Here is a 24,885-nt window from a genome sequence, read left to right on the forward strand (position 1 = left end):
TTTTCCTCCTTCAAGCCGTTTTCGGATTAGTAGTTCCATTCCAGACCCGGACGGTCGATATAATCCAAACCGTTTGCACAATGAATTACGACTACAAGTAAAATGCACAGACCCCGGACCGCTTGCCAGTAGTTATCCCGAACACCCTTTGAAGGAATGATTTGTAGATTCTTGATTAGACATCAGCTTTTATGGGAAAGAATATCATACGTTAGACCTTTCTAGAATCAGAGATGTTACTGTTAATATAGTAAAGCAAATAGGGAAAAGCGATAACGGAGGAAATCGCCACCACGGAAAGTGTGGCGACTGCGGCTCCATTTGGCCCCATATACGGAATCAAAACCATATCTAAAAGGATATTGCAAATTCCGGAAATAATGCTTACAACTAAATTTACCTTTACTTTTCTTAGCATCGCCAGAATATTCCCGCAAGGGATACGGAATGAAGCGGATATAAAATAACTGAACGATAGGATACGGAACGGTATTACGGCGTCCAGATATTCCTGTCCCCAAAGAATGGAGATGATATAAGGCGCGAAAATAACCAGCAAAAGACTGATGAACGCGTTTACAAGAAGTAGGGCCTTTAGCATTGAGTAGTATTTTTGCTTGATCCAGTCAAAATTTTGATTTTGTTCCGCAAAATACGGATAAATAAAAACCATGATGCTCGATGGTATAAAAACCATAGCGTTCGGGATAGTTGTGGCAACCTTGTAAACTGCCACTGTGACAGAGTCTTTTATATAAAGACCGATTAAAGCAATATCAATCAGATAAAGCAAAGATGAAATGGAGTTACTCAGACATGCGATAATAGAATACTTTAAGATGCCCCTTTTTTGACTTGAATAAAGTTTTTGCACACCGCGCATCTTCTGGAAATCATACTTGCAGAAACGGATTCCAATGATAATTGACAGCGAAAATGCAAAATACCTCCCCAGAATTGTGCCGGTAATTCCGTAAAAATAAGCACCAGAGCAGGCAAAAAGGAAGTACAAAATGGTATTGATATTCATCAGTCTTGCGTATTCCTTGTTCTTTTTGCGGATTCTCAAAAGAATCGCAATGTAATTAAACACATAGTCGAACAAGGGAAGCAGCATCAGCTCGCAGATATACGGTGCCGATTCCGGGATAGATATATTTACGAACCTGCCATACAAAAAAATAAAGGTTGAAATCAGGAGGTTAAAAATGAGTCCGGCAGTCAACCCAAACCTGAAGTAGGATTCCTTCTCTTCATCCGGCCTCTTTTCGGAGCCGAACTGCAGAACTCCGCTAATTAGGCCCATCCCTGAAAAAAGCAGGAAAAGAGAATACTGGTTATAAGCATAGCTAAATATTCCGTAATTGGTTTTACTGAGGAACCGAACAATAAGAATGTTTGTCACAAAAGAAATCAGATAATTAAGAATGTTGGTTCCCATGATGTGGAAAAGGCCTTTTTGTAGCAGAGTTTTCAAGCGATTAACGTATTTATCCATTTTTCTTATCAAAATAGAGTTTCAAAGCCGACAGTACAGACAGTACCTGTGCTTTTTCCGTTGCATTGCCGCGTGTATACATCATTTTCATATCCTCCAACAATTGCGCTCCCATTCCATAAGTTTCAATGTTATCGGCAAAGTAAGAATCCATGAATTCCTTTACTTGCGCCTTGTGAAAATACCACAGATCGTACGGATTCATATTTACAGGCAGCGTCAGGTCAGACTTTATGCCTAGCATTTTCGTCAGTTTTGCAGGACCTCGCCTGATAATATGAATAAGTGCAACTTTAAGTTTGCTGTCCGTTATTTTTGCGTTGATTGTTTCCCATTTGAACTGAGCCGCATCCGGATATTTCTTCACGATCCACTTTTTATAGATATTATGTTGAAACCGCATATTCAGCGGGATGCTAAGGCAGTATTCAATAAAATCAATATCCAAAAACGGTGAAACAATTTCAAAATAGTTTTGACGCATCGCGTGAGAGTTCAGTGTTCCCAAAAATCCCCGCACATAAAGGCAATAAAGCTCAAGCCAGTCATACTGCCTAAGGTGTGACCTGTCAACTCTGGAAATCAGCATATTAGAATTTGCTTTATGAACATCAAAGTTCTTTACAGGATATGGATAGAAAGCATAGGTACCACCGACAATAACATCGCCCAACTGCCCGGTATGGCATAAGCCGATATCTTTAAGATTTAAATGTTCATAAAGGCTGTTGGAATGGGCCATACCCAAATAATAATCTAGCCCAAAAGACATCTTTGTAATCTTATCGACGTCAAACATCATGCTGGCATCGTCCAGAGATTTGAAAATCCATTGAAAGCCGCAATGGCATGCAATTTGCTCTGCGATTTTTTCATCTATATATCCCGATTTGCAATAGGTCGCTGCCGTGATATTCCGGTATCCCAAATCATTTGCAACCCAAAGTGTCATGCGGGAATCCAGACCGCCGCTCAACTCACCGAAATGCCGATATCCGTACTCCTTGTCTTTTTCAAATTCGAGGCGAACGGCTTTCCTGAATCGCTGGTCGATTCCTTCTATAATCTCATCCTCTCGGAGGGCGGACAAATCATATTTGTTATAACGGAAACGATGATATGTCTTTATCTCATATTTGCCATCTTTAATGACAAGGTAAGTTCCGGCTTGCAGCTTTTTCACTTCTTGAATCAGAGTGTTGCTGTCGCCCATAAATCCATAAGTCAGCTGGAAGTAAATACCCGTTTCATCCATGTGGTATTGGATACCGGATTTTTTCATCCACTCAACAAGATAATTTACTTCGCTTCCAACCGCAAAATCTTCTCCGTTTATGTAATAGAAGACTTGTTTGTCACCAACATGGTTGGTAAAAATAATCCATTTTTTATTGGACTTTAAATAGATTGCTCCGGAAAAACTGCCGCGGAAATCCTTGAAAAAATCCTCGCCACAGGTTTCATACATGGAAATTACGGTTTCAAAAAAATCAGTTTTTCCATATTTCTTCATCAGAGTGGTTCTATTGAGGATAACACCTTCGGTGATAACAATATAGTGCTCATTTTGCTGAAAAATCTTATCGTCCAGTAGTTTATTCAACGTGTTTCGCTGAATGACGAAACCGCAATCAGAGATTTTCTCCCGGTTACAGCAATCGTTGTAAAAATTGTTGATCTGGCAATCACAATCCCGATTTGATATAAAAAAGCCGGGCATAGTTTCATCCCCTTAGTATTTTATAAAATTCCGTAAAATTCCTAGCAGCGTTGAATTTTTTTTCCCAGCATTTTCGGGTGTTATTCCGGTATGCGTCATAAACGGAGATATCCATTGTCGCAAAATCCCTAATGGCATTGACTAAATCCTGATTATCGAAATCCTTATCGATTAAAATCCCACTTTTTCCGTCAAAGACGATTTCACCGACGCCGCCTACGTTCGTAGCAACGACGGGAATTCCGAAGGACATTGCCTCCATGATTGATACCGGGATTCCCTCCGATTCGCTAACGTTGACAAAAAGATGATAATCGTTTTGCTGATATAGCCTCATTAAATCAAGGTTGGAAACGGCGCCTAAGAAAACCGCATGGATATTGGGCCCCAGCTTTTTATTGGCATACTTCTTCAGCGATTCAAACTGCTGACCGCTTCCGACGTGCGTCCATTCAATCTCGATATCCCGAATTTGTGAGAGGGCGTCAACAATTTTCCAAACGCGCTTTACCGGCGAAATCCAGGAACAGGAAATGATACGGAAAGGCGACGATATCGTATCTATCGTTCGGACTCCATAATCCATAGTACCCAACCTGGAGACCACTATGTTCTTTCTGAAATTTGGGTAACTGCTTTCGATGTAGTTTTTCCCGTCTTCGGAAATGCTGAATATCGTGTCCAAGTTCTCGATAATATATTGCCTAAAGGGAATATAATGATCTGGGTTGCGATACTCGTAAAGATCAAAGCCATGGCACCTGGAAACAGCTTTGCTGTTTGGAAACTGTTTTTTCAGGCTGACAGCGGCAAATGCATGATAAAACATCCAATAGGAATAAAAAACAATGTTGGATTCTTCGGAAATGCCGTCTTTCTGAAGCTGCCGTTTGATTTTCTGGGTAGAGGACATTCCTGTTTGCATAAAAGAAAGCAGGAATTTAACTGTCCGAAAATTCATCTTTCCATTTTGCATCAGAAACCTGAGTTCTTTCCAGAATTTCGGATGAAACAGGCATATCATGGATTGAAGGAGCTTTCTGCCTTTACCGGTGACCTTTTTCAGAGGAATAATCTGAATTTTATCGTTAGAAACGATACGCTTCGTTTGGTCGTTCTCTACTTGGCAGGGGAAAAGATAGATTTTGTCGAAACCATCTGCAAATGGTATTTCATTTTCCAGGAAGGATTCTCCTTTGTCATAGGGGAAACAAGAATTAATAAGAACAAGGATCTTATTAGATTTTCCATGGGGCATGGTAGACCGTTTTTTTTGCAGATTTAAAAGCGCCTTTGCAAAAAAACAAATGCCAAGGACCGTAAAAACATTAATAAAATTAAATGCGGATGTTAGAAACGTAAAAGCCGCATCCCTAGGTGCGTAGAGAATTTCTTTCACCATAAAAAGCTGAAACGCACCTAAAAACATGTGTTTTTCAAAAATTCGAGTGCTTTTCGCTAAAATAAATCCATACAGAGCACTGACTAAAACAACCCCGACGTAACCGAAATCATGAAAAGCCTCGGCAATATAGCAGGAGCCTAACCCCAAGCCAGCTAGATATTGATCAGGATTGACAAAATAGCTTATTGTTTGGCCGAAAGAATTTCCCAAAAGAGCCATGTCCACCGTCTGGGAACGGTAAACAGGGAAATGAAACAAGGACTGTGATATCACGTTTTTATTGAGAAAGTCGATGATTGGGCCGAACAAATAAAACTTTCCAGCAGGAAAATCATTTTGGTACTGTATGCCGTAACCGAGCAATGTTACCGTTATGCCCTGTCGATCAAAAAAATCGGTAATTGCGCTAAAAAATGAGAACTTTGCCATTTGATTCATTCTGAAATAGAGAAGTAACGACAAAAAGACCAGCAGAAACGGCATCGCCAGAATGATACACAGAATCATTTTTTTACTGACCCAAACGGTACCGTCGTTATGGATTTTGTCACGAAGGCAGGCATAAATAAGAATCAAGGCGGCTGCTAGAACAAATCCGTTTCTTTGACCGTAACCTAAAGTGGCGACTCCGGCCAGAAAATATAGCAACAGAGGAATTTTGCATTGCTTTTTCGACGGCATAGTTGCAAGGAAAAGGAAAAGAGCAGGAATACACATTTCCCCCAACTTTTTAATGGGGAAGGGAATAGCGGAATTAAATTCCCTATAATAGCTTAAATACCCAGAATTCCTCACAAAAATAATTCTTTCGATAATTTGGGCCATGTAAGGCGCAAATGTCGCATAAAGAACAACTTTGCTAATGTCGCGGACGAAACGGCCTAAATCCGATTGCATAGGTGCCGAAGGGGTGGAATATGATTGTTTTTTTCCGTGAAAAATCGAAAAACCTGCAAAAACGGACAGCATACTTAAAAACAGGCAGAGAAAGATATGCCGAAGTATGCTGTCCGAAAAACCATCCAGAAATGTTTGTCCGGAAAAGAAACGAACGGTCAGTTTTCCAAGCAAAAAGGTAAAGAAAGTAATCTGAAAGGCAAAAAACAGTACTCTTCCTTTCAGATCCTCAAAACAGTAAACGATATTCCACAGAAAAAGGGCAAGGATTGAGAGGAACACAATATTATTGTTCCCTAAGGAGAGAGCAATAATAAAAGACAAAACAATCGCAAGCAAAACAATATAAGGCAAGCTTATCTTTTTTAAAATTCTACTCATTTTCCGATTTCATCCGTTCAAATTCTTGTAAGATTGGCTGCATTGTATTTTCCATATCAAAATGAAGGAGGGCAAAAGCTCGCATTTTTTGAATTACAGTTTCCACAGGTTCCGCTTTATAGACTTTATCGTAAAATTTGAGCACTTCCGAAATATCGACGGGACTTTCATCCCCCGGAATAGGAAGAAGGTAAGGAAAATCTTCCGGAATGACGTCAATTTTGCAGGAAGAAATCATCGGGATTCCCCTTGCCACATACTCCCTGCTTTTCAAGGAACTCTCTATAAATATATTGTTTCTATGGCAGCCTAGGCATTCTACAGCAACATCGCTTGAATTGAAAAGTTCATCCAATGCCTCGCCAAACTGGGGTCCATGAAAAATGACATGGCTTTGCAGAGAATATTTTTCGACCATGTCTTTGTATTTCGGGAGTTCCGGACCGTCGCCAACGACATGGAAAACGATTTTTCTTTCCCCGCCATTTCTGTAATATTCACTTAACCCGCTGATCATGCGGTCATATCCATGAGAACTCCGCATGGATGCTACGCCGATTAAGTGAATGGCATCCTTGTGAGGAACCGGTTTTCTAACCGGAATACTGTTAACGGAGATTCCATTGACGATATGTATGCAAGGAATCCCGAAAATCTTTCTATCTTCCGAAAAGGTTGCAATACGGTCGACATAATGGAAGAGTTTTTTTCGGTAATGACAGTCGAGCGGCCGCATTATCAGACGGTGAAGAAGTCGGTCCCGATAAAAAGTGCGCTTATAAGGAAAAGTTGGAATTTCCAGAATCGTGGAGGCACCGCTCTTTTTGATTGCCCGCAGCATTTTAACAAAAATGCCATCACTAAAGCCATACCGAATATAAAAAAAGGATGCTCCCATCTCCTGCGCAATCTTTTCCCCCGCGGCAAACAGGTTCCATCTTCTGGGCACTTTCAAAAAGGAGTTCGGCATAATTGTTATTTTGTCTTCGTGAAACAAGCCAATTTGATTGCCGGTGTAGCCGAGCAGATAGGTATCGTAAGATTTCCGGAATATTTCATATTGGTTCCATATTTTTTTGATGACGCCGTTGCCATTGCTTTCTCCGGAAACGTCCGGAAGTTTATATGTAAAAATATAAACTAACTTTTTCATATAATCAACCCTTATCGTTATCCTCTATTGCCTTTCAGCAGTTGGACAAAATACGCAGGAATAGGCTTCAGAACATAGAGGAACCCTTTCGGCAGCAGTCCAAGCTGCTTGAACCGCTGGTATCTTATCTTACATTCATCGATTCTGTACCGGAACTTTCTTCGGCGAATCGCTTCTTTGTCGACACGATATCCATATAGAATATCCTTGATATTTTTTCCGCGATACCCGGCCGCGTAAAGCCGCATAAACATATCATAGTCTTGTGATCTGCGCGTTTCTTTACTGATTCGGTAACCACCAATAGCTTTCAGGCAATCTGCCTCGAACATGGATGCTGCATGACAAAAAGGTAATGTAAAAAGAAAATCTTCTTTTTCCGGTCGCTCAATTTTCGGAACAATTGTTTTGTAAATGCCCTTCTCATCAAACATATAATATCCGCTACTGACAAACTGCACGGTTTCATCGTTAACAAGACTTTCAAGAAGCCGCTCGACCCGGTTCTTCTCACAAACGTCGTCGCTGTCCTGTATCATGATGTATTGTCCGTGGCTTTCCTGAATACAGCGGTTCCTGCTGGCCCCGGCCTTTAAATTCGAATGGTTGGTCAGAACATGAATTCTGGAATCCTGTTTGCTTAAACGCTCTAAAATTTCAGGAGTTCTGTCCGTGGAGCAATCATCGCAGATGAGAATTTCAAAATTACGATAGCTCTGATTGAGAATGCACTCCACGCAATTTTCAAGATATCTTTCGCCGTTGTATACTGTGATGACAACTGATACAAGAGGTTCCAAAACTAATACCCCCAATTATATGCTTTTATAAATATCAACCATCGTTTGCCTGACATTCTTAATATCATATTTTAAGACCTTTGATTGATTATAAGAGCTCATTTGTTGTCTGAGATTTTCATCATGCGCCAATTTGCAAATCGCATTTGCAAATCCGCAGGCATCATCTGGAGAGCAAATAAAACCTGTTTTTCCATTCTCAGAGTAATCCAATATGCCGCTTGCATTCGATGTTATAATGGGTAATCCAGAAGCCATTGCTTCCAGTGCGGCAATTCCCAACCCTTCCCGCTTCGATGGGAATGCGAAGCAATCTGCAATTTTCAAAATCTCCGCAATATCGTTTCGGAATCCGAGAAAAATCACTTGCTGCTCAATTCCGAGCTCTTTGCTTAATGCCTTCAAATTTTCTTTTTCCGGGCCTTCTCCACAAATGAGATAATATGGATTGAAATCCGATATTTTGGATATGGCTTCGATTATGACATGTTGATTTTTATTTTTATTGATTTCACCCACAGATACAATTAAAAAAGCTTCCAGTGGAATGCCAAGTTCCTGCCTTTTCTTTTTTCTGTCGACCTGAGTGTTTTTGAATTTTGCCGTATCAAACCCCACGCCTGGAATGTACAGGACCCGCTTTGCATGAAGGGATTTCGCCCTCTCAAAATCCTCATGATTAATGGTAACTAGGGTATCGGTAAAACGGGAGAGGAAACGTTCAACGGGGTAATAACAAAGCCAGTTATGTATTGGCGCGCCTTTAAAAAAATGAAATCCGTGTGCCGTGTATTGTATGGGGCGTGTTTTTGTTGTTCGTGCTGCCAAACGGGCTAAAACTCCACCCATTGGAGTGTGGCAGTCCACAAAATCAAATTTATTTTTGTTCATTATATCTACCAGCTGATGGTAGACTTTTATATTTTTCAATCGGAACGGGGAACGAAAAGAATCGGCATTATAAATGATGACGCCAAGATCTTCTACTTTTTTGGTTAAATCATGATAAGCACTTTCATGAAAATCCGCGAAGCAGTGAACTTCATACCCTAAACTTTGAAGAATTCTAATGTTGTCAAGTTCAAACAAAGCAATAAATCTGCCGGTGTTGGCTACAATTAGTGCTTTGCGTGATGTTGATTTCGTCTCTAACATAATTTCAACCTCATTCAAAATTTTTTCGTAGAAACATCTCGTTCAGATTTCTGTATCTGATCACCAGGAATCGTGCAAATATCCAAGAACTTGCTTGCCAGTTACTTTCTGCTTTCCGGATTTTATATAAATGCCATCATTTAGAACCCTGTGATTGCGACTGTTATTTCTTTACATTCATCTTCTTTTTTTCTTTGCATTTCGTGCAACATTTTATTTATCCCACCAAAATAAACAATCCTGTGAATAAATTTCGGGGTTCTCAGAATCCACTGATATAGCCTTAAAAAAATAAAAAACAAGCAAAGAAAAGGACAGCTGTAACACGGATAATGCTCCCGGTAATTATAGCTGCCCTTTTCTTCGCGCTCATTTTTTCCTGTCTTTTATGTAGCCATTTATGCAACATTTCATTTACCCTCCAAAATTACCTCCTACTGCAATCTGTTGCACGTCTGCTCAGTGAAATGACGGGATTCAAGAAAAAGTCGATCTCAAATATTTCAATGCATGTATTGCCAACCTTTTATTTCAAGGCGTTAATCATATAATCGCTGCGAAGTGGTGTAGACACATACAGTTTCACTAGTAAACTTGGAACAGCAAAAACGATGACGACTGTTCAGACTGTGCATAAAGCAATTGACAATAGAAGCTTTTTAATTTCATCAGCGCGGTAAGGTGAGCGGAAAACAAACTACTCATCTTACCTTCTTGAATAAGATATATCAAAAAAATGATTTTTCTTAATGTGTTAATAATAAAACGATTTTTCTTAATAAATATTCTACTACAGAAATGAATGCAATTTTTTTATCTAAATTTCATTAGTTTCCTATAGAAATATCAAATAAAGATGCACAAAACAATATAATATTTCTAAAATGCGAGAAAAATTTTCCAAAATAAAGAATTAATAAATCACTTCGTTACCATATTGCCGTTATATCTGCTTTGAAATCCGGATTCTTTGCATCGTGAACGACCAAACTGGCATGAAATCTCCCGATAACTCCTAGTGTTTTTCTTCAACAAAATTCGGGAAGTGGAAAATGACAAATAAATTAAATTCTGAAAACGAATCATAGTGGCTGTGTGGTGGGTATAATATAGGAAAAAGGTATCAATTCGTAGATCCGTACCTTTTGACCGGATTCCGGCACGAACATACCTGCAAAGAAATACTTATCGTATAATTTTGTATAAACAATACAAAAGTGCCGAAAAATAATTTCAGAGAATTTTTGGAAGGTATAGAAAATGAATCAGAATGAGAATAGAAATCAAACGGAAGAAAGCCGACATTGCTTCTGGCGGAAAGATATCGTCTCAGAGTCGGGTCAGAGCTATAAGCGTTTAGCGGTACAGACTCATTTCGTCCAGCGGGGAGAGTCTTACATCGAGCTGGTGAAGCGCTATGTTCTGCCGGTTTTCCAGCCCGGAGATATCCTTTCCATCAGCGAAAAGGTCATCACCATGTGCCAGAACAATATCGTCGAAAAGAAAGACGTGCACCTCGGATTTTGGGCGAAGACCCTTTCAAAGTTTGCGTCTTCCAACAGCTATGGCGTGGCGATGGATCAGCCCTATAAGCTGCAGCTGGCAATCAATCTATGCGGACTCCCGCGGATTCTGCTGGCGGCGTTCTGCTCTGCTGTTACGAAGCCGTTCGGTATTCATGGAGTTTTTTACAAAGTTGCAGGCCATGGCATTGCCGGAATCGACGGTTTCTACCCTGGCTCGTCGTTCGAGCTTTACCATGATATTGCCTTGCTGAACCCGATTGAACCAGACAGAGTCTGCAACGAAATTCAGAAGGAATGTGGGGTCGACTGCATGATTGTAGACGCAAACGACCTCAACGTGGAGCTGCTCGGAAAATCGGATACTTTGAAGCAAATACCGAATCAAGAACTGTGCTCCATGATTAAAGACAACCCTGCCGGGCAGGAGGACGAGCTGACGCCGTTCATTCTGATTCGCAAGAAAACCGACAGCGTGGAAAACGCTGAAAATGCATCTGCCTAAACAAATAAGGTACATGGCAAAAGCCTTGTGCCTTATTTTACACCACGACAATTCCACACCTAAGCGGTTAAATTTGTTTTGCTTGATTCAGTGCTCCCGAAAAGGTGGCAGGCACAAAAGTGCCTGCCGCCTTTTTTATTGCACATTAGCTATTACTGCGGTGGTCAACCAGTATTTTACCCTTTGCGATGACCATTTTCAGGTTGAGTTCCTCGTCGAAAACATTGAGGTCTGCGATTTTCCCGGGCGCGATGCTGCCGATTTCCCGATCTGCCCTTGCTTCGCGAGCGGGGTTGATGGTAACGGAGCGAATTACCTGCCGCAGCGGAACGCCGAAGCGAACTAGCTTGCGCACTTCATCATAGAGGTTCGTTGTCGAGCCTGCAATCGTGCCGTCTGCAAGATGTGCCCTGCCGTCCTTCACATAAACGGTCTGTCCGCCGAGCTCCGATACGCCGTCAGGCAATCCGGCCGCGCGCATCGAATCGCTGATGACGACCGTCCGATTTTCTCCGAGCAGGCGAAACGCCGTGCGGAGAACTGCCGGATGAATGTGGAACCCGTCGCAGATTATTTCGGCGGAGACGGTGTCGTCGTCGAAAACGGCTCCCACGGCGCCCGGCGCGCGGTGATTCAGCCCGTTCATCGCGTTGAACAGATGGGTGACATGGGTTATGCCAAGCCCAAACGCCCGCTTTGCCTGGTCGTAGTCGGCGTCCGTATGGGCCATCGAGACGCAGCAGAATTCTTTCACTTCCCGAATGAAATCGTCGGCATCGTCTTGTTCGGGCGCAACGTCAACAAACCGAATGATGCCGCCGCACTCGTCGTAAAGACGGCGGAATTCCGCGGCGTCGGGGCGGCGCACGAATTCTTCGCTCTGCGCGCCTTTCCGGTTCGGCGAAATGTACGGGCCTTCCATGTTGACGCCGAGAATCGTCGCGCCCTGCGGCGGGTTGTCCATGCAGTCACGGACGGCAGAAAGTGCCTTGCGGATTTCCGGCAGCGAGACCGTCATGGTTGTGGGGCAGAACGACGTTACGCCTTTTTCGATGAGGTGCGACGCCATTTTCGACAGCGCTTCGCGCGTGCCGTCGCAGGTATCGGCGCCGACGCAGCCGTGAATGTGAATGTCCACAAAGCCGGGCGATACGATACATCCGCTCAGGTCGAGTTCGTCTTCGCCCGAAAGCCCGTGACCTACTTCTTCAATTTTGTCTTTTTCAATTTGAATATCGGCGCGCTGGAGATTAAAATTCTCATCGAAGACTTTTGCATTTTTCAGAATCATACTTACATCAACGCCTCGGGATGATTTTTTTGGATGACGGAAAGCGCCGCCTCATCCGCTACGACGGTTACGTCCGGGTGAAGCTGCAGAATGGAAGCCGGTACAGCCGGTGCAACCGGACCGAACAAAGCGCGGTCAAGAATTTCCGCTTTACCTTCGCCGTTGGCAACAAGCAGGATTTTTTTGGCCTGCATAATCGCTTTTATGCCCATCGTTATGGCATATTTCGGCACCTCGTCCACACTGTTGAAAAAGCGGGCGTTTGCTTCAATGGTTTTCTGATTGAGTTTCACCTTATGCGTCATCTTGTCGAAGTCTTGGTCCGGCTCGTTGAAACCGATATGGCCGGTGTGGCCGATGCCCAGAAGCTGCAGGTCGATTCCGCCGAGGTCGGCAATCAGCTTGTCGTAGCGGGCACATTCGGCATCAATGTCCTCCGCGAGGCCGTTCGGCACATTGGTGTTTTCCGGCTTGATGTTGATGTGCCGGAAAAAGTTCTCATTCATATAGTAGTGGTAACTCTGGGGATGCTCGGGGGCAAGGCCGACGTATTCGTCCAGATTGACGCTGTGAACCTTTGAAAAGTCAATGTCTCCCTTGCGGAACCAATCCACGAGCTGGCGGTAAACGCCGAGCGGGGTGGAACCGGTTGCCAAACCGAGAACCGAATCGGGGTACAAAATGACCTGTGCTGAGATAATGTTTGCTGCTTTGCGGCTCATGTCGTTGTATTCCGTTGCACGGATGATTTTCATGAATGTCCCTCCCAAATCTCGTTTCCATTTCTAATCGATCCATTTTTTCGGGTGTTTACAAAAGTCTTGAAGCAACAGACTGCGTCGTGCGCTTCTTGTTGTAATCGCATATAGCATAGTTTTGCTTGAAATACTCCGTATACAGCACATCGAGCAGGTAAAGCTGCGCAACTCTTGCGGAAAGCGAACCGCCTTGAAACGGTCCCTCGTTCGCACCGCACAAGAGCACAATGTCTGCGTAGGCGGTCAGCGGGGATTCGGCATAGCGGGTGATGCAGATTGTTTTTGCCTTGTTCTCCTTTGCACGCTTCACAATTTCAATGATGTCCTTCGTGGAGCCGGAGTATGAAAAAGCGATTGCCAAATCGGGCTCGCCAAGCAAGGCAGCCGCCATATACTGCATATGTGTGTCCTGCACGCACGCCACGTTAGGAAGAATACGGGCGAATTTATTGATGGCTTCCTGCGCCATAATGTTCGAGGAGCCGACGCCGAAGAAATGAATCATGCGCGCGTTTTTTATCATGTCTACCGCTCGCTGAATATCGTCTTTGTTCATCATGTCAAGTGTCTGGTTGAGCGCAGAAATGTCGATGTTCAGTAGCTTTCGGCATACTTCCTCGGTGGAGTCGCTGATGTCGATTTCCTCGGAAAGGGTCATACCAACGGTGCCGTTGCCGCTCAGCGACTGCGCCAGCGTCATCTTAAAATCCTGATACCCGTTCAGATTTAAAGTCTTGCAGAAACGGAACACAGAGGTATCGCCCACTCCGCAGCGGGAGGCCAGGTCGGTGATGGTCATATAGAGCGCTTCGCGCGGAGACTCCAAAATGAAGTCGGCGACCCTGCGCTCAGCCTTTGTAAAAACTTTATAGCAGTCTTTAATTTTCGCGAAAATGTCGTATGGCATGGGGAGAAACCTCCTTGTGTTTTCGGCAAGTGCAATCCGCAGTTCGACGTTAAGAATTGCCCGATTGTCTCTTGTATCTTCGCTTTCGTAGCGGTAATATGGGGAAAAGAGCCTGTTTTCCATCCGTTATGCTTGGAAGAGAAAACAACTACAGAAAAGTGAAAATATTTTTTATTATTACCTCAATTCTTTCCTATTTTAGCATATTTACAGCGAAATAAGGTGAAAAATAGAAAATATTTTCAAATATAACGAAAAAATTTTTTATTTTATTGGTATGATTGCGGTAGATAATTCAAAAAAATTCCCGTTCACTGGATTCCCGGGAAATGGAGTAAAGAGAGATGTGCAATGAATAAAAACGCGGTTTTAAATAAGCTGAGGGGAGGCCTCGTCGTTTCGTGCCAGGCGCTGCCGACGGAGCCGCTTTACGGCTCAAAAATCATGGCGCGAATGGCGCTCGCGGCAAAAGAAGGGGGAGCAGCCGGAATCCGTGCGAATTCGCCGGAGGACATTGCGGAAATCAAGCGCACCGTTGATCTGCCGATCATCGGTCTTTCTAAGGTCAATTATCCGGACAGCGACGTCTATATTACGCCGACCATGAAAGAAGTAGACGAGCTGGTTGAAGTCGGCGCGGAAATTATCGCGCTTGATGCGACGAAGCGCCTCCGCCCGGGAAGGCAGACACTCGCCGATTTTTTCACGGAGGTCAAGAAAAAGTACCCTGACCGGATTTTTATGGCGGACACTTCCTGCTATGAAGAGGGTGTAACTGCAAAGGAACTGGGGTTTGACATCGTGAGCACGGCGTTATCGGGCTACACCGAATATACAAAGAAAACGAAGCTCCCGAATTTCGCGTTGATGAAACAATACGTCGAAACACTCGGCCTGCCCGTCGCGGCAGAAGGCGGCATTTGGACGCCGGAGGATTTGCAAACCGCTTTCCGCCTTGGGGTATGGACCGCGGTTGTCGGAACAGCGATTACTCGCCCGCGTGAGATTACGCGGCGTTTTGTGGAGTCTCTCCGCGGCGGCGCTTGACAGAGCAAAATTCGGCACACAGCCCGTTCGTGGCTGGCCCCATCCGCCAAAAGAAAAGCCGCAGGCTTTCACCTGCGGCTTTTGCTGTTAGAGAAACAATGAACCCGTATGATTTCTCAAGCGACATTAATGGTAAGAAGAATGTTTGCGAAAGTTCTCTTTTCCCCCGTGGAAATGGCCAGGCGAACATTCGGCTGGCAGCAGGCTTCGTAAAACTGAAACCGCTCCAAGCCGCTCAGTTCCATTCCGCCGAGAATGCTTCGGAATTCATCGAATATGGGAGGCTGTTCTCCGTCGGGCATCATGACTTCTGCCTTTTCAAAATTGACGACCTGAGCGAGGACTTTCAGGACTTCCGTCACTTCTGGCGTTCCGCTTGTTAAGCCGAGGTAGACCTTAGCCGCGTCGCCGCTTTTGGATTCCAGCGGATAGTTGCCGTCCGCAATTAGGATTTTATCCCCGTGTCCGCAGCGGGACAGAACCGCCATGATTTCGGGATGAATACAAGCTGTTTTCAACATCGCGAATTACCTCTTATTTTTCATTGTCCCTCAGCTGGCCCAAAGTCCCGCCCGGATGCCATTTCACATATTCCTGCGGCGTCAGGCCTCTTGTTGTCTGGAGCACAACGCTCAGCCCCTGAAGGACAAGAATTTCCGCGAGAATCGAGGCGCGCGGCGCACGGTTCAGCACGTCGCCCTCCTGCTCCACACCGGCAAATAGGCATGCGTCGCCTTGCTTTGCGAGCCACGAATCCTTATTTCCCGTTACGGCGATAATCTTGCAGCCGTTGTTCTTAATGGCCATAACGGTAGCCTTCAATTCAGCCGTTTCGCCGCTGTTGGAAATGCAGATGACGACGTCACCCGGAACAAGCTGACCGCAGGAGCCGTGAACGGCTTCGGTGCCATGCAGGAAATACGTCGGCGTGCCGGTGGAGGATAGCAGCGAAGCCATGTACTGTGCCACATGAGACGGCTTGCCGATACCTGTAATATGAATGCGGTTTCCGTTCTTTTCCGCATTCAGAATGATTTCCACAGCCTTTTCATAGCTTTCGCTTGTAATGGTCGCAGAGAATTTGTCGAGTTCTTCTTTTGCCAGATTGATAAAGTTTTTCAAACTGTCTTGACTCTCTTTATTAATCATCGCTTTTCTCCTTCAAGATTGTTTCAGAATATCCAACCGTGAAAAATCGAATCCGAATTGCCCTACCTTCTTCATCAGGTCAAGGACCTCGTCGAGGTACGGCAGCGAGGGCTGCGCGCCCATGCGCGAAACCGTAAGCGTTGCGGTGTAGTTCGCAAACGTCAGCGCTTCGCTGAGGCTCAGCCCCGCGCACAACCCGGTGGTAAAGGCGCCCACAAAGGAATCGCCTGCGGCGGTCGGGTCCTTTACCTCCACCACGTCAATGCACGGCTGGTAGACAAATTCGTTCTTGTTTGCTACCACCGCGCCCGCGCTGCCGAGCGTAATGACTGCATTTTTCACGCCCTTTTGCAGCAGCGAATCAACCACAGCTTCTGCGTCGTTCTGATTCACAAGTTTCCCGTCCTTGCGGATGTGGATGCCCGTAAGGTCAGCCGCTTCATGCTCATTGGGCGAGATATAAGTCAGGCGCGAAAGCAGCTCCTCGGAAAGCGGAGCCGACGGGGCGGAGTTGAGCATGACGGGCACGTTCTTGTCAAAGGCGTACTTCGCAACGATTTCATTAATCTGCATCGGGATTTCGAGCTGCAGGATAACCATGTCGTACTGGTCGATGGTATCCTTCAGGAAAGCGACATCCTCCGGCGTAATCGTCATGTTGGCGCCCGGAACGACCACGATTCGGTTCTTTGCCGACTTTCCTTCGCCGACTTCCAAGATGATATTCCCGACAGCGGAAGATACCTCGGGGTCAACTGCAATATGCTCGGTGTGGATACCGGATTCCTTGCAGGAATTGATGAGGCTTCTTCCGAAGTCATCGTTTCCCACTTTTCCTACCATGGTAACGTCGGCGCCAAGGCGCGCGGCCTGCACCGCCTGATTCGCGCCCTTTCCGCCGGGAGCGGTGCGGAAGCTTTTGCCCAGCACGGTTTCACCCGAATTCGGGAACTTTTCGGTGCTCACAATCAAATCCATGACAAAGCTGCCGACGACAAGAATTTTCGGTCTTTTCTGCATACCTCTTCGCTCCATTTAATCAGATGTTGGGGACTGTACTTCAACTTTTACAACCACTTTTTTAATCGACTGAGGCTCGTCCGTGCAAATCAGGGGCTTGTGCGCGTCCGTCGGGAAGCAAATCACGAAGCTGCCGGGAACGAGCCGGGGGAAAAAGCCTTCTCCGTTTTCGCGGAAAAAGACAAGATCCTTCTCCGCGTTGTATGCCTCCGAAACCGCCATAGCTTCGGTCTTCTGAAAGCCGATGGTTTCCTGCCCGTCGATTAAATACTGAATATCAATATATTTTTTGTGGGCCTCCCAGCGGCACTGCTCCTGCGGACGCGTTTGCGGCGCCTGCACGAGTGCGAATACATGGCTGACGTCGATTTCATACCTTCCGGCCTCCATACCGGAAAGGTCGGCCCGCTCCAGATAATCGAGGGCAAGGTCGAGGTTTTTGCTGATGCCCTTGTAGTTTTGCAGATTCTCTTTTGTGTCATAAATCATTTGTTTACGCCTTCCATTGAGAGAAGATTTTCAGAGAAAATTTTCAAGCCAAGTCGAGCTTCCAAAAGGCGATATCGATCCGCCGATAAGTATAAGTAATCAGCAGGCTGTTCTCGTGAGAAACGATCGCGGGGTAAGAATATTCGCCGGGTTCGTCGTCCAAGGTGAGCACGTCCCGCCAGGTAACGCCGTTGTCTTCCGAGCAGGCGAGCTTCAGCGGGCAGCGCGGACCCCAGTTCAAGCCGACGGGGTTATAGGCCAGAAACAACCTCCCGTCGACGGCTTTCGCTACGTCGATGCCGCTGTTGTTGTTCGGCAGGCAGGTCGCGTAGCCCGGGCACCAGGTCGTGCCGTAATCCTCGGAATCGCTTCGGAAAATCGAGCCTTCCGAGCTTCGCATCAGCATGTGAACCATGCCCGGCTTCGATTCCCACAGCGTCGGCTGAATCACGCCGCGGCCGCTGTAAGACTGCTCGGATACCGGAATATCCTTGTGGTCGGGATTAATCGAATATTCCTTCCGCAGCCCCGCAAAAACTTCATTGCTTTTGTGCCACGTGGCTCCTTGGTCGTCCGAATAATCGGCAAAGCAGCGCCACTCGCCGTCTTCGCGGGAAGCGGGAGCGAGCCACCTTCCGTTCGAAAGGGTAATGACCTTGTTGCGAACGGGACCTCTGCCGCCTCGGTCGCCGGGGACCAATTCCCGCGGCTGAGACCAGCTTCGGCAGTTGTCCGTGGAAATCATGAACTGCGTCTGCCAAGAGGAAATCTCCCTGCCGGTTTTGTAAAAGAGCATGACGGAGCCGTCGGGCCGCACAAAGAGCACCGGGTTCCAGTGCGGTACGCCATCCCGCTGCGCGAGGATATGTGGCTGACCCCAGACTCCGCCGCGGCGCTGCGCGCCCCAGATTCCGACGTCGTCGGCTCCTTCTTTGCTGCCGGCAAACCAAACAGCAAAAATGCTGCCGTCCCTTAAAGCTGCCACACTGGAAGCATGGCAGCTTTGAAACGGGGCATTTTTGCCGCAGATATATTCGTGTGTAATTTTTCGAAATTCCGCACAATCCTTCATATCCGTTAACCCTTAATGCCTGTGCTGGCGATGCCTTCAACGAAGTAGCGCTGCAGGAACAGGAACACAATCAAGGTCGGGATAACAGCCATGCAGCAGCCTGCCAGAGCGGTGCCGTACTGGAACTGCGCGTTGGAGTTGACCGAGCCCATGAACTGTGCGATGCCGACCGGCAGGGTCTTGAGCGTGTCCTCGCGGATGGCAATCATCGGCCACAGGAAGCTGTTCCAGTTGGAGATAAAGGTAAGAATGGTGACCGTGGAAAGTGCCGGTTTGGAAAGCGGGAGCATGATCTGCGCGAAAATGCGGAACTCGCCGCATCCGTCGATTCTCGCCGCTTCTTCCAGCTCCTTCGGCAGGCCCTTAAAAAAGCTGGTGAGAATGAAGATGCTTGTTACGTTGGCGACAGATGGCAGAATAATGGAGGCGTAGGTGTTGAGAATGCCCATCTTCGCGCACATCAGGTACAGCGGAATCATGTAGGCCTGAATCGGAATCAGGAGCATGGCGACGATGACGCTGTAAATGAGTTTTTTGCCGCGGAATTCAAAGCGGCCCAAAGCATAAGCCGCAAGGGAGGAGAAGAGCAGAATCAGCAGCGTGCCTAAACCGGCCGTGATGATGCTGTTTTTCGCCCAGTCCAAATAGGGATATCTTGCCAAAACCGTAGTGTAGTTTGACCAAGTGAAAATCTCAGGAATCCACTTGGGCGGGTAGCTTAAAATTTCCGCTTCCGGCTTAACGGAGCACACAAGCGCCCACGCGAGCGGAAAAAGGAAAACGACGCAGATAACAACCAGAAGGATATATTTCCAGCTGTTCTTCAGTGCATGAGTCATCAGTCAATCACACTCCCTCATCGACTTTTAGAATCTTATTCTGGAGCTTGATCAGGAGCACAAGAATAATCAGAATTACAACTTCAATTGCCGAACCGTAGCCCATTTCGTAGTTCTGGAAGGCAGAAGTGTAAAGGTATTGCACCATGGTAAGGGTGGAAGTACCCGGGCCGCCGTTCGTCATAACGAAGATTTGGTCGAACAGCTGAACGGTGTTAATCAGGGTGAGGGTGGTGACCATGGATGTAATCGGTCTGAGAAGGGGCAAAGTAATCTTCATCAGAGTCTGGAATTTGTTGGCGCCGTCAATCATCGAAGCCTCGTACAGTTCGCGGGAAATTCCCTGAAGTCCTGCGAGGAAGAGAACCATGTTATACCCGATAAAAGACCAAATCACCACTATCGAAACGGAAATCAGAGCCATCTTGTCGCTTGTCAGCCACTGAACGGATGATCCGCCTAATTTCTTGATGTAATAATTCAGAATACCGAAGTTGTTGTCATACATCCAGTTCCAGATGATACCCACAACAGCCGGTATCAGAACATAAGGAATGATGGACACAACTCTGCCCACATTCTTGAAACGCATCTTTTGATTCAGCAGAATCGCCAGAAGCAGGCTGAAAACAATCAGCGGGGGAAGCGTAAAGACAAAAAAGAGCAGCGTGTTCCACAGGGAAATATGGAAGTTCGTATCCTTCAGCAGCCGAACGAAGTTGTCAAATCCGATGAAGGAAAGGCTGCCGGCCAAGTCCCATTTGCAAAAGCTGATATAGATACCGGCGATGCTAGGGCCGAGTCTGAAAATCGTAAAAATCAAAAGATATGGAAGCAAAAACAGTGCTGCGATTTTGCCTTGCGAACCGTTCAGGGATTTTGTGCGCCGCGGCTTCGCAGCTGTGCCGTTTCCAGGCGATGTAAAATTCTGCCCCTTTGGCATAGCGAATCTCAACTCCTTGTATTGAAGGGTCTCAAGCGAACAGATGGCGTCTAGACGTCAGCCGCCGCGTCTCTCCGCGTAAGGTGGCTCACGCGGAGAGACGGCAACTGAACAAGGGGAAAACGAATGTTTGCGAGTGATATTGGTTTAGCTGGCTAGAACTTTGTTGATGTCGGTCTGAAGCTGCATGGTAATTTCATCGGCGTTCTTATTGTTCAGCATCGCGTTCTGTGCTGCCGTTAGAATCGGGCTCGGAGCGGAGCTGGAGAAGATCTTGACTGCCTTCGGGTGGGCGGGGAGGAACTTAACATAATCCAGTTCTGCGTTGTAAGCGTTGATGCCCTTCAGCTTCGTAGAAGCTGCCTGAGCGGCAAGGTTTGCAGGAATCTGGCCGGATTCCGCCCATTTTGCGGAGTTTTCCGACAGCCATTTTATAAAGGTTGCAGCTGCTTTCTGCTTATCTGCGTTCTTGTTCTTCGGCATCGCAAGAAGTTCCGATGCGCCCCAAACAGCCTTCTGACCGAAAATCTGCGGATATTCTGCAGTGTCCCAGTCAAAGGTGACGTTCTGTAGTCCGGAGAGCTGCCAGTTGCCGTCGATAATCATTGCGACTGTGCCGGCTTTGAAGTCGTCAATCGGGGATTTTTCGCCGACCGGCGTGACCTTGTACTTATAAGCTAGGTCTTGCAGGAACTGAATGGCGGGAGAAACTTTTGTGGTATCGAGTGAGATTATTGTCTGGTCGTTGGTGAACGGATTGTAGCCTTCCTGGTTCATCAGGCCGTAAATCTGGTAGAACGTGTGGTGGTTCTGCAGGAATCCGAAACCGTACTGCTTAATGTTTGAAGCATCGAAACCGCTTTGTGACGCATTCTTGCCGTTCGCGTCAATTGTGAGCTTCTGGGCCGTAGCAATCAGTTCTTCCCTTGTGGAAGGAGCTTTTGTGATGCCCGCCTTCTTAAACAGATCTTTGTTGTAATAGAGGGCGTGCATGTTCACATCGAGCGGAACACCGTAGAGCTTGCCGTCATAGGTGCATCCTTCCCAAGCCGTCTTGATATAGTCGCTTTCTTTGAGGCCGAGGTTTTTGATGGCATCGCTGTCGAGAACGCCCATGTTGACAAACTGGCCCATTTCAAAGGTGTGCATTGCCACAACATCCGGCGTGGAGCCTGCCTGGTAGTCAGCCAGGAACTTTGTGAACATCTGTGTCCATTGCTGAGATGTAAAGTTTACCTTTACTGCATTTTGTGATTTGTTGAATTCGTTGACCAAAGCAGTCATCTTGTCAAGGTCGGCACCGGTCCAACCGCCATAGAACGTGATGGTAGTGGCTCCGGCCGCGCTCGCAGCTTGGCTTGAGGCTGCCGAAGCAGCGCTGCTTGTGTCGCCGCCTGCACAGCCGGTAAAAGTGGATACCATAAGTGCTGCCGCAGCGGCAAGTGCGATGGTTCTTCTTTTCCTCATTTTTCTTACAATTCCTCCTGTTTCAAAATATTTTCAAAGGCTGGTTTTTCATTTCCTAGGAACAATGAAAAATCTTCCCCATGAAAAATGAACTAAATGCCGAGTTTTTTCTCGAGCCGTTTTGTCAAAGAGAGGATTTGCTTTAGTTCCAGGATTTCGGTTGCCGACTGGAGGACCTGGGTTCCCCTCCGCGAACTCTCATTCATGGTCACACCGCTCAGATTTAAGAAACATTTCGCGTTTGCCGGGTAGTTTTTCAGTTCAATGAGTGAGCAGACCGTTAAAATCTCCTGCACTTCCTCAGCGAGTTCCGGCTCTTCCTGCCAATGCTTGACGAGCCAAGCGTAGAGCTTCATCTGGAAGTTTGCCATCACTCCGCTGTACCCTGTTGCGCCGAGCTTTAGGCTGTCCAGCAGCGTGGAGGTGTTTGCGTTGTACAAGTGCATGTTGCTGCCCTTCAGCAGCTCCAGCTTGGCAGCGATCTGCCCGATGTCGCAGCAGGTGTCCTTGAGGAAGTAGAAACGCCCGGAAGATGTGCAGTAATTAATGACCTTCGGCGTAAGCACCCTCTTGTATGGGTAAGGACATTCATAAAAGCCCAGCGGAATCTCTTCGGGAAGCGCATGAACGATTTGATCCAGCCGCTCCAGCAGAACGTCGTCCGATTCATTTTCACCGGCGAGCCGGTTGCTGATGAGAATAACAGCATCGACACCGCACTCGGCAATCGCGTTTAGTTCCGTAATCTGGTCCTCTAAGTCATAAGAGACATGTCCGGAGGCGATGACGGGCACTCTGCCGGCTGTTTGTAGTTTTACAAATTTCGTCAGCTTTATCCTCTCATCCAAAGACAGATGGAAAATCTCACTGGACTGGCAGGTTGCGAAAAGACCGTCTGCCCCGTTGTCGATATACCAGTCTATCAATCTGGCGAGCGCTTCATAATCAATTGACCCATTCTCCTTGTAAGGCGTCACCATGGTTGGCCATGCGCCGTTTGAAAAGCGAATACTCATAAAAATTCCTCCGGATTGTATTCCACGAAATTGGTTTTTCATTAATTCTGAACGCCGGTTTCAATTTTATTCATTATAAATGAACGCTGTTTTGTGGTTGTCATTTTACGCGCTTTATGCAAATCTGTCAATAGAATTCTTCAAATTTGCTCAAAAATGTGCAATGTAACTATTTACCAGCATTTTATGGCATTTTTTCACAAGGAATTTAAAACAAAAAAAGCACACAGGCTTTTACCTGTGTGCTTTGCATTTTATGGAGTCCGATTAAATGCGGTTCTGTATCCGTCTGGCGTAGTCGGTGAGCAGCTCCGCGTACTTCTTGATTTGCTCATCCTTAAAGCGCAGAGAGGGGCCGGAAAGGCTGATGGCGCCAACCAGCTCACCATCGCTGTTCCGGAGAGGAACGCCGACGCATTTGATTCCGTATTCATGCTCCATGTTGTCAACGGAATAACCCTGCATGCGGATTTTCTGAATTTCCTCACGGAATGCCTGCGGGTCGGTTATGGTGTATGGGGTGAACGCTTTCATTCCCTCGGAAATAACCCGCTCGGTGTAATCTGGTTCCATGCAGGAAAGAATTGCTTTCCCTAAGCTTGTGCAGTACATGGGTGCTACGACGCCTTTGATTGCCCGGACGGAAATGGCGTGATTCGGGTAGGCTGCTTCGCGGTAGATGATGTTGTTGCCGTAGGGTGTTGCGAGGAAAACGGTTTCTCCGGTCTGCTCGCTGAGTTCTTCCATATACGGCCGGATGACTTCCCAGAAGACGTCGTCCTGACCCAAGACGTTGCTCAAGGCCAGAATTTTCAGCCCGAGGCGGTATCGGCCCGTTTTCGGATTTTTTTCAATAATTCCGCAAGCCTCGTATGTACTCATGATGTTATATACGCTGCTTTTGAGCATGCCGCTGAGTTCCGCAAGTTCGCTGATGCCGCGTTCCGGGTGGTTGCTGTCAAAATAATCGAGCAGCTTAATCGCTTTATAAAGCGATTTTACTTTTACCCCTTCAGGAAAGTTGTCTTTTGGCGCCATATCTATTCTCCTAAGCCTTTGTTCAGGCCGTTCTATAGTAATTAAAAGCTTTCATTCATTATAATTTATCTGATAAAATTTTGTCAATGGTGACATGGTACAAGAAATGCGCAGCCGTTCTGTTTAGAGCTACAATGTGGATAAAAAAGAAAGCCGCCCATTTCTGAGCGGCTTGGGAATGATATTTTGAAAACCATCTTTTCACAATACTAGCTTAACGGAATTATTCGAAGAAATCAAATCCAATATTTGGATGGAATGTGAATTTCGGTACGGATGCAGTTAATAATGGATTTTCGTCATGCGGTCAATCAGGTGGTGCAGTTCCTCTTCTGTGTGAATTTCATCGTTCATGTCGTGGGCGGTCATTTGGACGCGCACCGGAAGTTTCATAAAATATTGACGTGTGTTGTCGTTTAGCATAAGCATTTCGTGAAGATCGCGATACAAAGAAATCACCTCGCAGATAGTATCTGCAAGGTGATGCGAAATTAAAAGTCAATTTGTAAAGAAGCCCCTCCGAGAGGAGTACTTTTTGCCCAAAACGAGCACACATGTCCCGCTGCTTCCAATTTAGTATCTCCCCGTTTGGATGGCTTTTCAAGAAAATTACTAGAAGTAAAATCGGAACATAAATTTAACGATTTGTATTGGGGCCGAGAGAGACTTTTCTTGCGTTGTGCTCGTCGTTCTGGTTTTTCACATGCGTGGGTTGGTTCAGGCTTTTGCTGTTCTCGGCGTTGCTTTTGCGGCTGATTTTTTTGACTTCGACCTTCATTGTGTATCACCCCCGATTTGCGTTGGTTATCACC

Annotated in this window: 23 protein-coding genes; 2 read left to right on the forward strand and 21 right to left on the reverse strand. The window is 46.2% G+C overall.

The window, feature by feature from the left end; translation table 11 throughout:
- Window positions 1-211 precede the first annotated feature (211 nt).
- Genes NOG13_RS01865 through NOG13_RS01890 form a run of 6 tightly spaced genes read right to left on the reverse strand, consistent with a single transcriptional unit; the run spans window position 212 to window position 9,009 of the window.
- A complete protein-coding gene (locus NOG13_RS01865; protein ID WP_283110618.1) occupies window positions 212-1,498 on the reverse strand; it encodes an oligosaccharide flippase family protein in 1,287 nt (428 codons plus the stop codon).
- Window positions 1,491-3,218: an asparagine synthase-related protein gene (locus tag NOG13_RS01870; RefSeq protein WP_283110619.1), complete on the reverse strand. Its 1,728-nt coding sequence runs from the start codon at window positions 3,216-3,218 to the stop codon at window positions 1,491-1,493. The genes NOG13_RS01865 and NOG13_RS01870 overlap by 8 nt, the downstream gene beginning before the upstream one ends.
- A gap of 4 nt (window positions 3,219-3,222) precedes the next feature.
- Entirely contained in the window at window positions 3,223-5,901 is a 2,679-nt protein-coding gene (gene wzy / locus NOG13_RS01875) for an O-antigen polysaccharide polymerase Wzy (protein ID WP_283110620.1), read from the reverse strand.
- Window positions 5,894-7,054 (reverse strand): glycosyltransferase, encoded by a 1,161-nt coding sequence (locus NOG13_RS01880; protein WP_283110621.1) that lies wholly within the window; start codon window positions 7,052-7,054, stop codon window positions 5,894-5,896. The genes wzy and NOG13_RS01880 overlap by 8 nt, the downstream gene beginning before the upstream one ends.
- Before the next feature lie 17 nt (window positions 7,055-7,071).
- Window positions 7,072-7,854, reverse strand: coding sequence for a glycosyltransferase family 2 protein (locus tag NOG13_RS01885; protein WP_283110622.1), 783 nt, complete (start codon window positions 7,852-7,854; stop codon window positions 7,072-7,074).
- Window positions 7,855-7,869: 15 nt separating this feature from the next.
- Complete coding sequence (locus NOG13_RS01890; protein WP_283110623.1) at window positions 7,870-9,009, reverse strand: glycosyltransferase family 4 protein; 1,140 nt, start codon at window positions 9,007-9,009, stop codon at window positions 7,870-7,872.
- A 1,260-nt stretch (window positions 9,010-10,269) separates the two neighbouring features.
- On the opposite strand from NOG13_RS01890, the gene NOG13_RS01895 reads away from it, so the two are divergent.
- Window positions 10,270-11,037, forward strand: coding sequence for a F420-0--gamma-glutamyl ligase (locus tag NOG13_RS01895; RefSeq protein WP_283110624.1), 768 nt, complete (start codon window positions 10,270-10,272; stop codon window positions 11,035-11,037).
- 145 nt (window positions 11,038-11,182) lie between these two features.
- On the opposite strand, the gene nagA is transcribed toward NOG13_RS01895, so the two are convergent.
- Genes nagA through NOG13_RS01910 form a run of 3 tightly spaced genes read right to left on the reverse strand, consistent with a single transcriptional unit; the run spans window position 11,183 to window position 13,993 of the window.
- Window positions 11,183-12,328, reverse strand: coding sequence for an N-acetylglucosamine-6-phosphate deacetylase (gene nagA, locus NOG13_RS01900; RefSeq protein ID WP_283110625.1), 1,146 nt, complete (start codon window positions 12,326-12,328; stop codon window positions 11,183-11,185).
- Between the two features lie 2 nt (window positions 12,329-12,330).
- A complete protein-coding gene (gene nagB, locus NOG13_RS01905; RefSeq protein ID WP_283110626.1) occupies window positions 12,331-13,083 on the reverse strand; it encodes a glucosamine-6-phosphate deaminase in 753 nt (250 codons plus the stop codon).
- A 55-nt stretch (window positions 13,084-13,138) separates the two neighbouring features.
- Window positions 13,139-13,993 (reverse strand): MurR/RpiR family transcriptional regulator, encoded by an 855-nt coding sequence (locus tag NOG13_RS01910; protein WP_283110627.1) that lies wholly within the window; start codon window positions 13,991-13,993, stop codon window positions 13,139-13,141.
- A 351-nt stretch (window positions 13,994-14,344) separates the two neighbouring features.
- Here NOG13_RS01910 and NOG13_RS01915 point away from each other — a divergent pair, with 351 nt between their 5' ends.
- Window positions 14,345-15,040 carry an N-acetylmannosamine-6-phosphate 2-epimerase gene (locus tag NOG13_RS01915; RefSeq protein ID WP_283110628.1) on the forward strand — a complete coding sequence of 232 codons (696 nt, stop codon included), beginning with the start codon at window positions 14,345-14,347 and terminating at the stop codon, window positions 15,038-15,040.
- A gap of 116 nt (window positions 15,041-15,156) precedes the next feature.
- Here the strand turns inward: NOG13_RS01915 and NOG13_RS01920 are convergent, their stop codons facing one another.
- From NOG13_RS01920 to NOG13_RS01975, 12 genes are all read right to left on the reverse strand, one after another.
- A complete protein-coding gene (locus tag NOG13_RS01920; RefSeq protein ID WP_283110629.1) occupies window positions 15,157-15,561 on the reverse strand; it encodes an RbsD/FucU domain-containing protein in 405 nt (134 codons plus the stop codon).
- Window positions 15,562-15,574: 13 nt separating this feature from the next.
- Entirely contained in the window at window positions 15,575-16,189 is a 615-nt protein-coding gene (locus tag NOG13_RS01925) for a KpsF/GutQ family sugar-phosphate isomerase (protein ID WP_283110630.1), read from the reverse strand.
- A 12-nt stretch (window positions 16,190-16,201) separates the two neighbouring features.
- Window positions 16,202-17,209, reverse strand: a complete 1,008-nt coding sequence (gene rbsK, locus NOG13_RS01930; RefSeq protein WP_283110631.1) for a ribokinase — start codon at window positions 17,207-17,209, stop codon at window positions 16,202-16,204.
- 15 nt (window positions 17,210-17,224) lie between these two features.
- Window positions 17,225-17,698: a NanQ anomerase/TabA/YiaL family protein gene (locus NOG13_RS01935; RefSeq protein WP_283110632.1), complete on the reverse strand. Its 474-nt coding sequence runs from the start codon at window positions 17,696-17,698 to the stop codon at window positions 17,225-17,227.
- 43 nt (window positions 17,699-17,741) lie between these two features.
- Window positions 17,742-18,770, reverse strand: coding sequence for a sialidase family protein (locus NOG13_RS01940; protein ID WP_283110633.1), 1,029 nt, complete (start codon window positions 18,768-18,770; stop codon window positions 17,742-17,744).
- Window positions 18,771-18,775: 5 nt separating this feature from the next.
- Complete coding sequence (locus NOG13_RS01945; protein ID WP_283110634.1) at window positions 18,776-19,609, reverse strand: carbohydrate ABC transporter permease; 834 nt, start codon at window positions 19,607-19,609, stop codon at window positions 18,776-18,778.
- Between the two features lie 7 nt (window positions 19,610-19,616).
- On the reverse strand, window positions 19,617-20,552 hold the full coding sequence (locus tag NOG13_RS01950; protein WP_283110635.1) for a carbohydrate ABC transporter permease: 936 nt from the start codon (window positions 20,550-20,552) through the stop codon (window positions 19,617-19,619).
- Between the two features lie 147 nt (window positions 20,553-20,699).
- Window positions 20,700-22,019 carry an ABC transporter substrate-binding protein gene (locus tag NOG13_RS01955; protein ID WP_283110636.1) on the reverse strand — a complete coding sequence of 440 codons (1,320 nt, stop codon included), beginning with the start codon at window positions 22,017-22,019 and terminating at the stop codon, window positions 20,700-20,702.
- A 92-nt stretch (window positions 22,020-22,111) separates the two neighbouring features.
- Window positions 22,112-23,035 carry a dihydrodipicolinate synthase family protein gene (locus NOG13_RS01960; protein ID WP_283110637.1) on the reverse strand — a complete coding sequence of 308 codons (924 nt, stop codon included), beginning with the start codon at window positions 23,033-23,035 and terminating at the stop codon, window positions 22,112-22,114.
- A gap of 267 nt (window positions 23,036-23,302) precedes the next feature.
- Entirely contained in the window at window positions 23,303-24,073 is a 771-nt protein-coding gene (locus NOG13_RS01965; protein WP_283110638.1) for an IclR family transcriptional regulator, read from the reverse strand.
- Window positions 24,074-24,355: 282 nt separating this feature from the next.
- Window positions 24,356-24,523 carry a hypothetical protein gene (locus NOG13_RS01970; protein WP_283110639.1) on the reverse strand — a complete coding sequence of 56 codons (168 nt, stop codon included), beginning with the start codon at window positions 24,521-24,523 and terminating at the stop codon, window positions 24,356-24,358.
- A gap of 187 nt (window positions 24,524-24,710) precedes the next feature.
- The gene (locus tag NOG13_RS01975) at window positions 24,711-24,851 is read right to left on the reverse strand and encodes a hypothetical protein (RefSeq protein WP_283110640.1); all 141 of its coding nucleotides are present in this window, start codon (window positions 24,849-24,851) and stop codon (window positions 24,711-24,713) included.
- Window positions 24,852-24,885 lie beyond the last annotated feature (34 nt).

Origin of the sequence: Thermocaproicibacter melissae, from assembly GCF_024498295.1 — a bacterium.
Taxonomy (GTDB): domain Bacteria; phylum Bacillota; class Clostridia; order Oscillospirales; family Acutalibacteraceae; genus Thermocaproicibacter; species Thermocaproicibacter melissae.

Coding starts and splice junctions, on each gene's coding strand:
- NOG13_RS01935 (WP_283110632.1), bottom strand. CDS start 17,698: ATGATTTATGACACAAAAGAGAATCTGCAAAACTACAAGGGCATCAGC.
- NOG13_RS01920 (WP_283110629.1), bottom strand. CDS start 15,561: ATGTTGAAAACAGCTTGTATTCATCCCGAAATCATGGCGGTTCTGTCC.
- NOG13_RS01940 (WP_283110633.1), bottom strand. CDS start 18,770: ATGAAGGATTGTGCGGAATTTCGAAAAATTACACACGAATATATCTGC.
- NOG13_RS01895 (WP_283110624.1), top strand. CDS start 10,270: ATGAATCAGAATGAGAATAGAAATCAAACGGAAGAAAGCCGACATTGC.
- NOG13_RS01945 (WP_283110634.1), bottom strand. CDS start 19,609: ATGACTCATGCACTGAAGAACAGCTGGAAATATATCCTTCTGGTTGTT.
- NOG13_RS01975 (WP_283110640.1), bottom strand. CDS start 24,851: ATGAAGGTCGAAGTCAAAAAAATCAGCCGCAAAAGCAACGCCGAGAAC.
- NOG13_RS01890 (WP_283110623.1), bottom strand. CDS start 9,009: ATGTTAGAGACGAAATCAACATCACGCAAAGCACTAATTGTAGCCAAC.
- nagA (WP_283110625.1), bottom strand. CDS start 12,328: ATGATTCTGAAAAATGCAAAAGTCTTCGATGAGAATTTTAATCTCCAG.
- NOG13_RS01910 (WP_283110627.1), bottom strand. CDS start 13,993: ATGCCATACGACATTTTCGCGAAAATTAAAGACTGCTATAAAGTTTTT.
- NOG13_RS01925 (WP_283110630.1), bottom strand. CDS start 16,189: ATGATTAATAAAGAGAGTCAAGACAGTTTGAAAAACTTTATCAATCTG.
- rbsK (WP_283110631.1), bottom strand. CDS start 17,209: ATGCAGAAAAGACCGAAAATTCTTGTCGTCGGCAGCTTTGTCATGGAT.
- NOG13_RS01960 (WP_283110637.1), bottom strand. CDS start 23,035: ATGAGTATTCGCTTTTCAAACGGCGCATGGCCAACCATGGTGACGCCT.
- nagB (WP_283110626.1), bottom strand. CDS start 13,083: ATGAAAATCATCCGTGCAACGGAATACAACGACATGAGCCGCAAAGCA.
- NOG13_RS01950 (WP_283110635.1), bottom strand. CDS start 20,552: ATGCCAAAGGGGCAGAATTTTACATCGCCTGGAAACGGCACAGCTGCG.
- NOG13_RS01870 (WP_283110619.1), bottom strand. CDS start 3,218: ATGCCCGGCTTTTTTATATCAAATCGGGATTGTGATTGCCAGATCAAC.
- NOG13_RS01880 (WP_283110621.1), bottom strand. CDS start 7,054: ATGAAAAAGTTAGTTTATATTTTTACATATAAACTTCCGGACGTTTCC.
- wzy (WP_283110620.1), bottom strand. CDS start 5,901: ATGAGTAGAATTTTAAAAAAGATAAGCTTGCCTTATATTGTTTTGCTT.
- NOG13_RS01955 (WP_283110636.1), bottom strand. CDS start 22,019: ATGAGGAAAAGAAGAACCATCGCACTTGCCGCTGCGGCAGCACTTATG.
- NOG13_RS01965 (WP_283110638.1), bottom strand. CDS start 24,073: ATGGCGCCAAAAGACAACTTTCCTGAAGGGGTAAAAGTAAAATCGCTT.
- NOG13_RS01915 (WP_283110628.1), top strand. CDS start 14,345: ATGAATAAAAACGCGGTTTTAAATAAGCTGAGGGGAGGCCTCGTCGTT.
- NOG13_RS01865 (WP_283110618.1), bottom strand. CDS start 1,498: ATGGATAAATACGTTAATCGCTTGAAAACTCTGCTACAAAAAGGCCTT.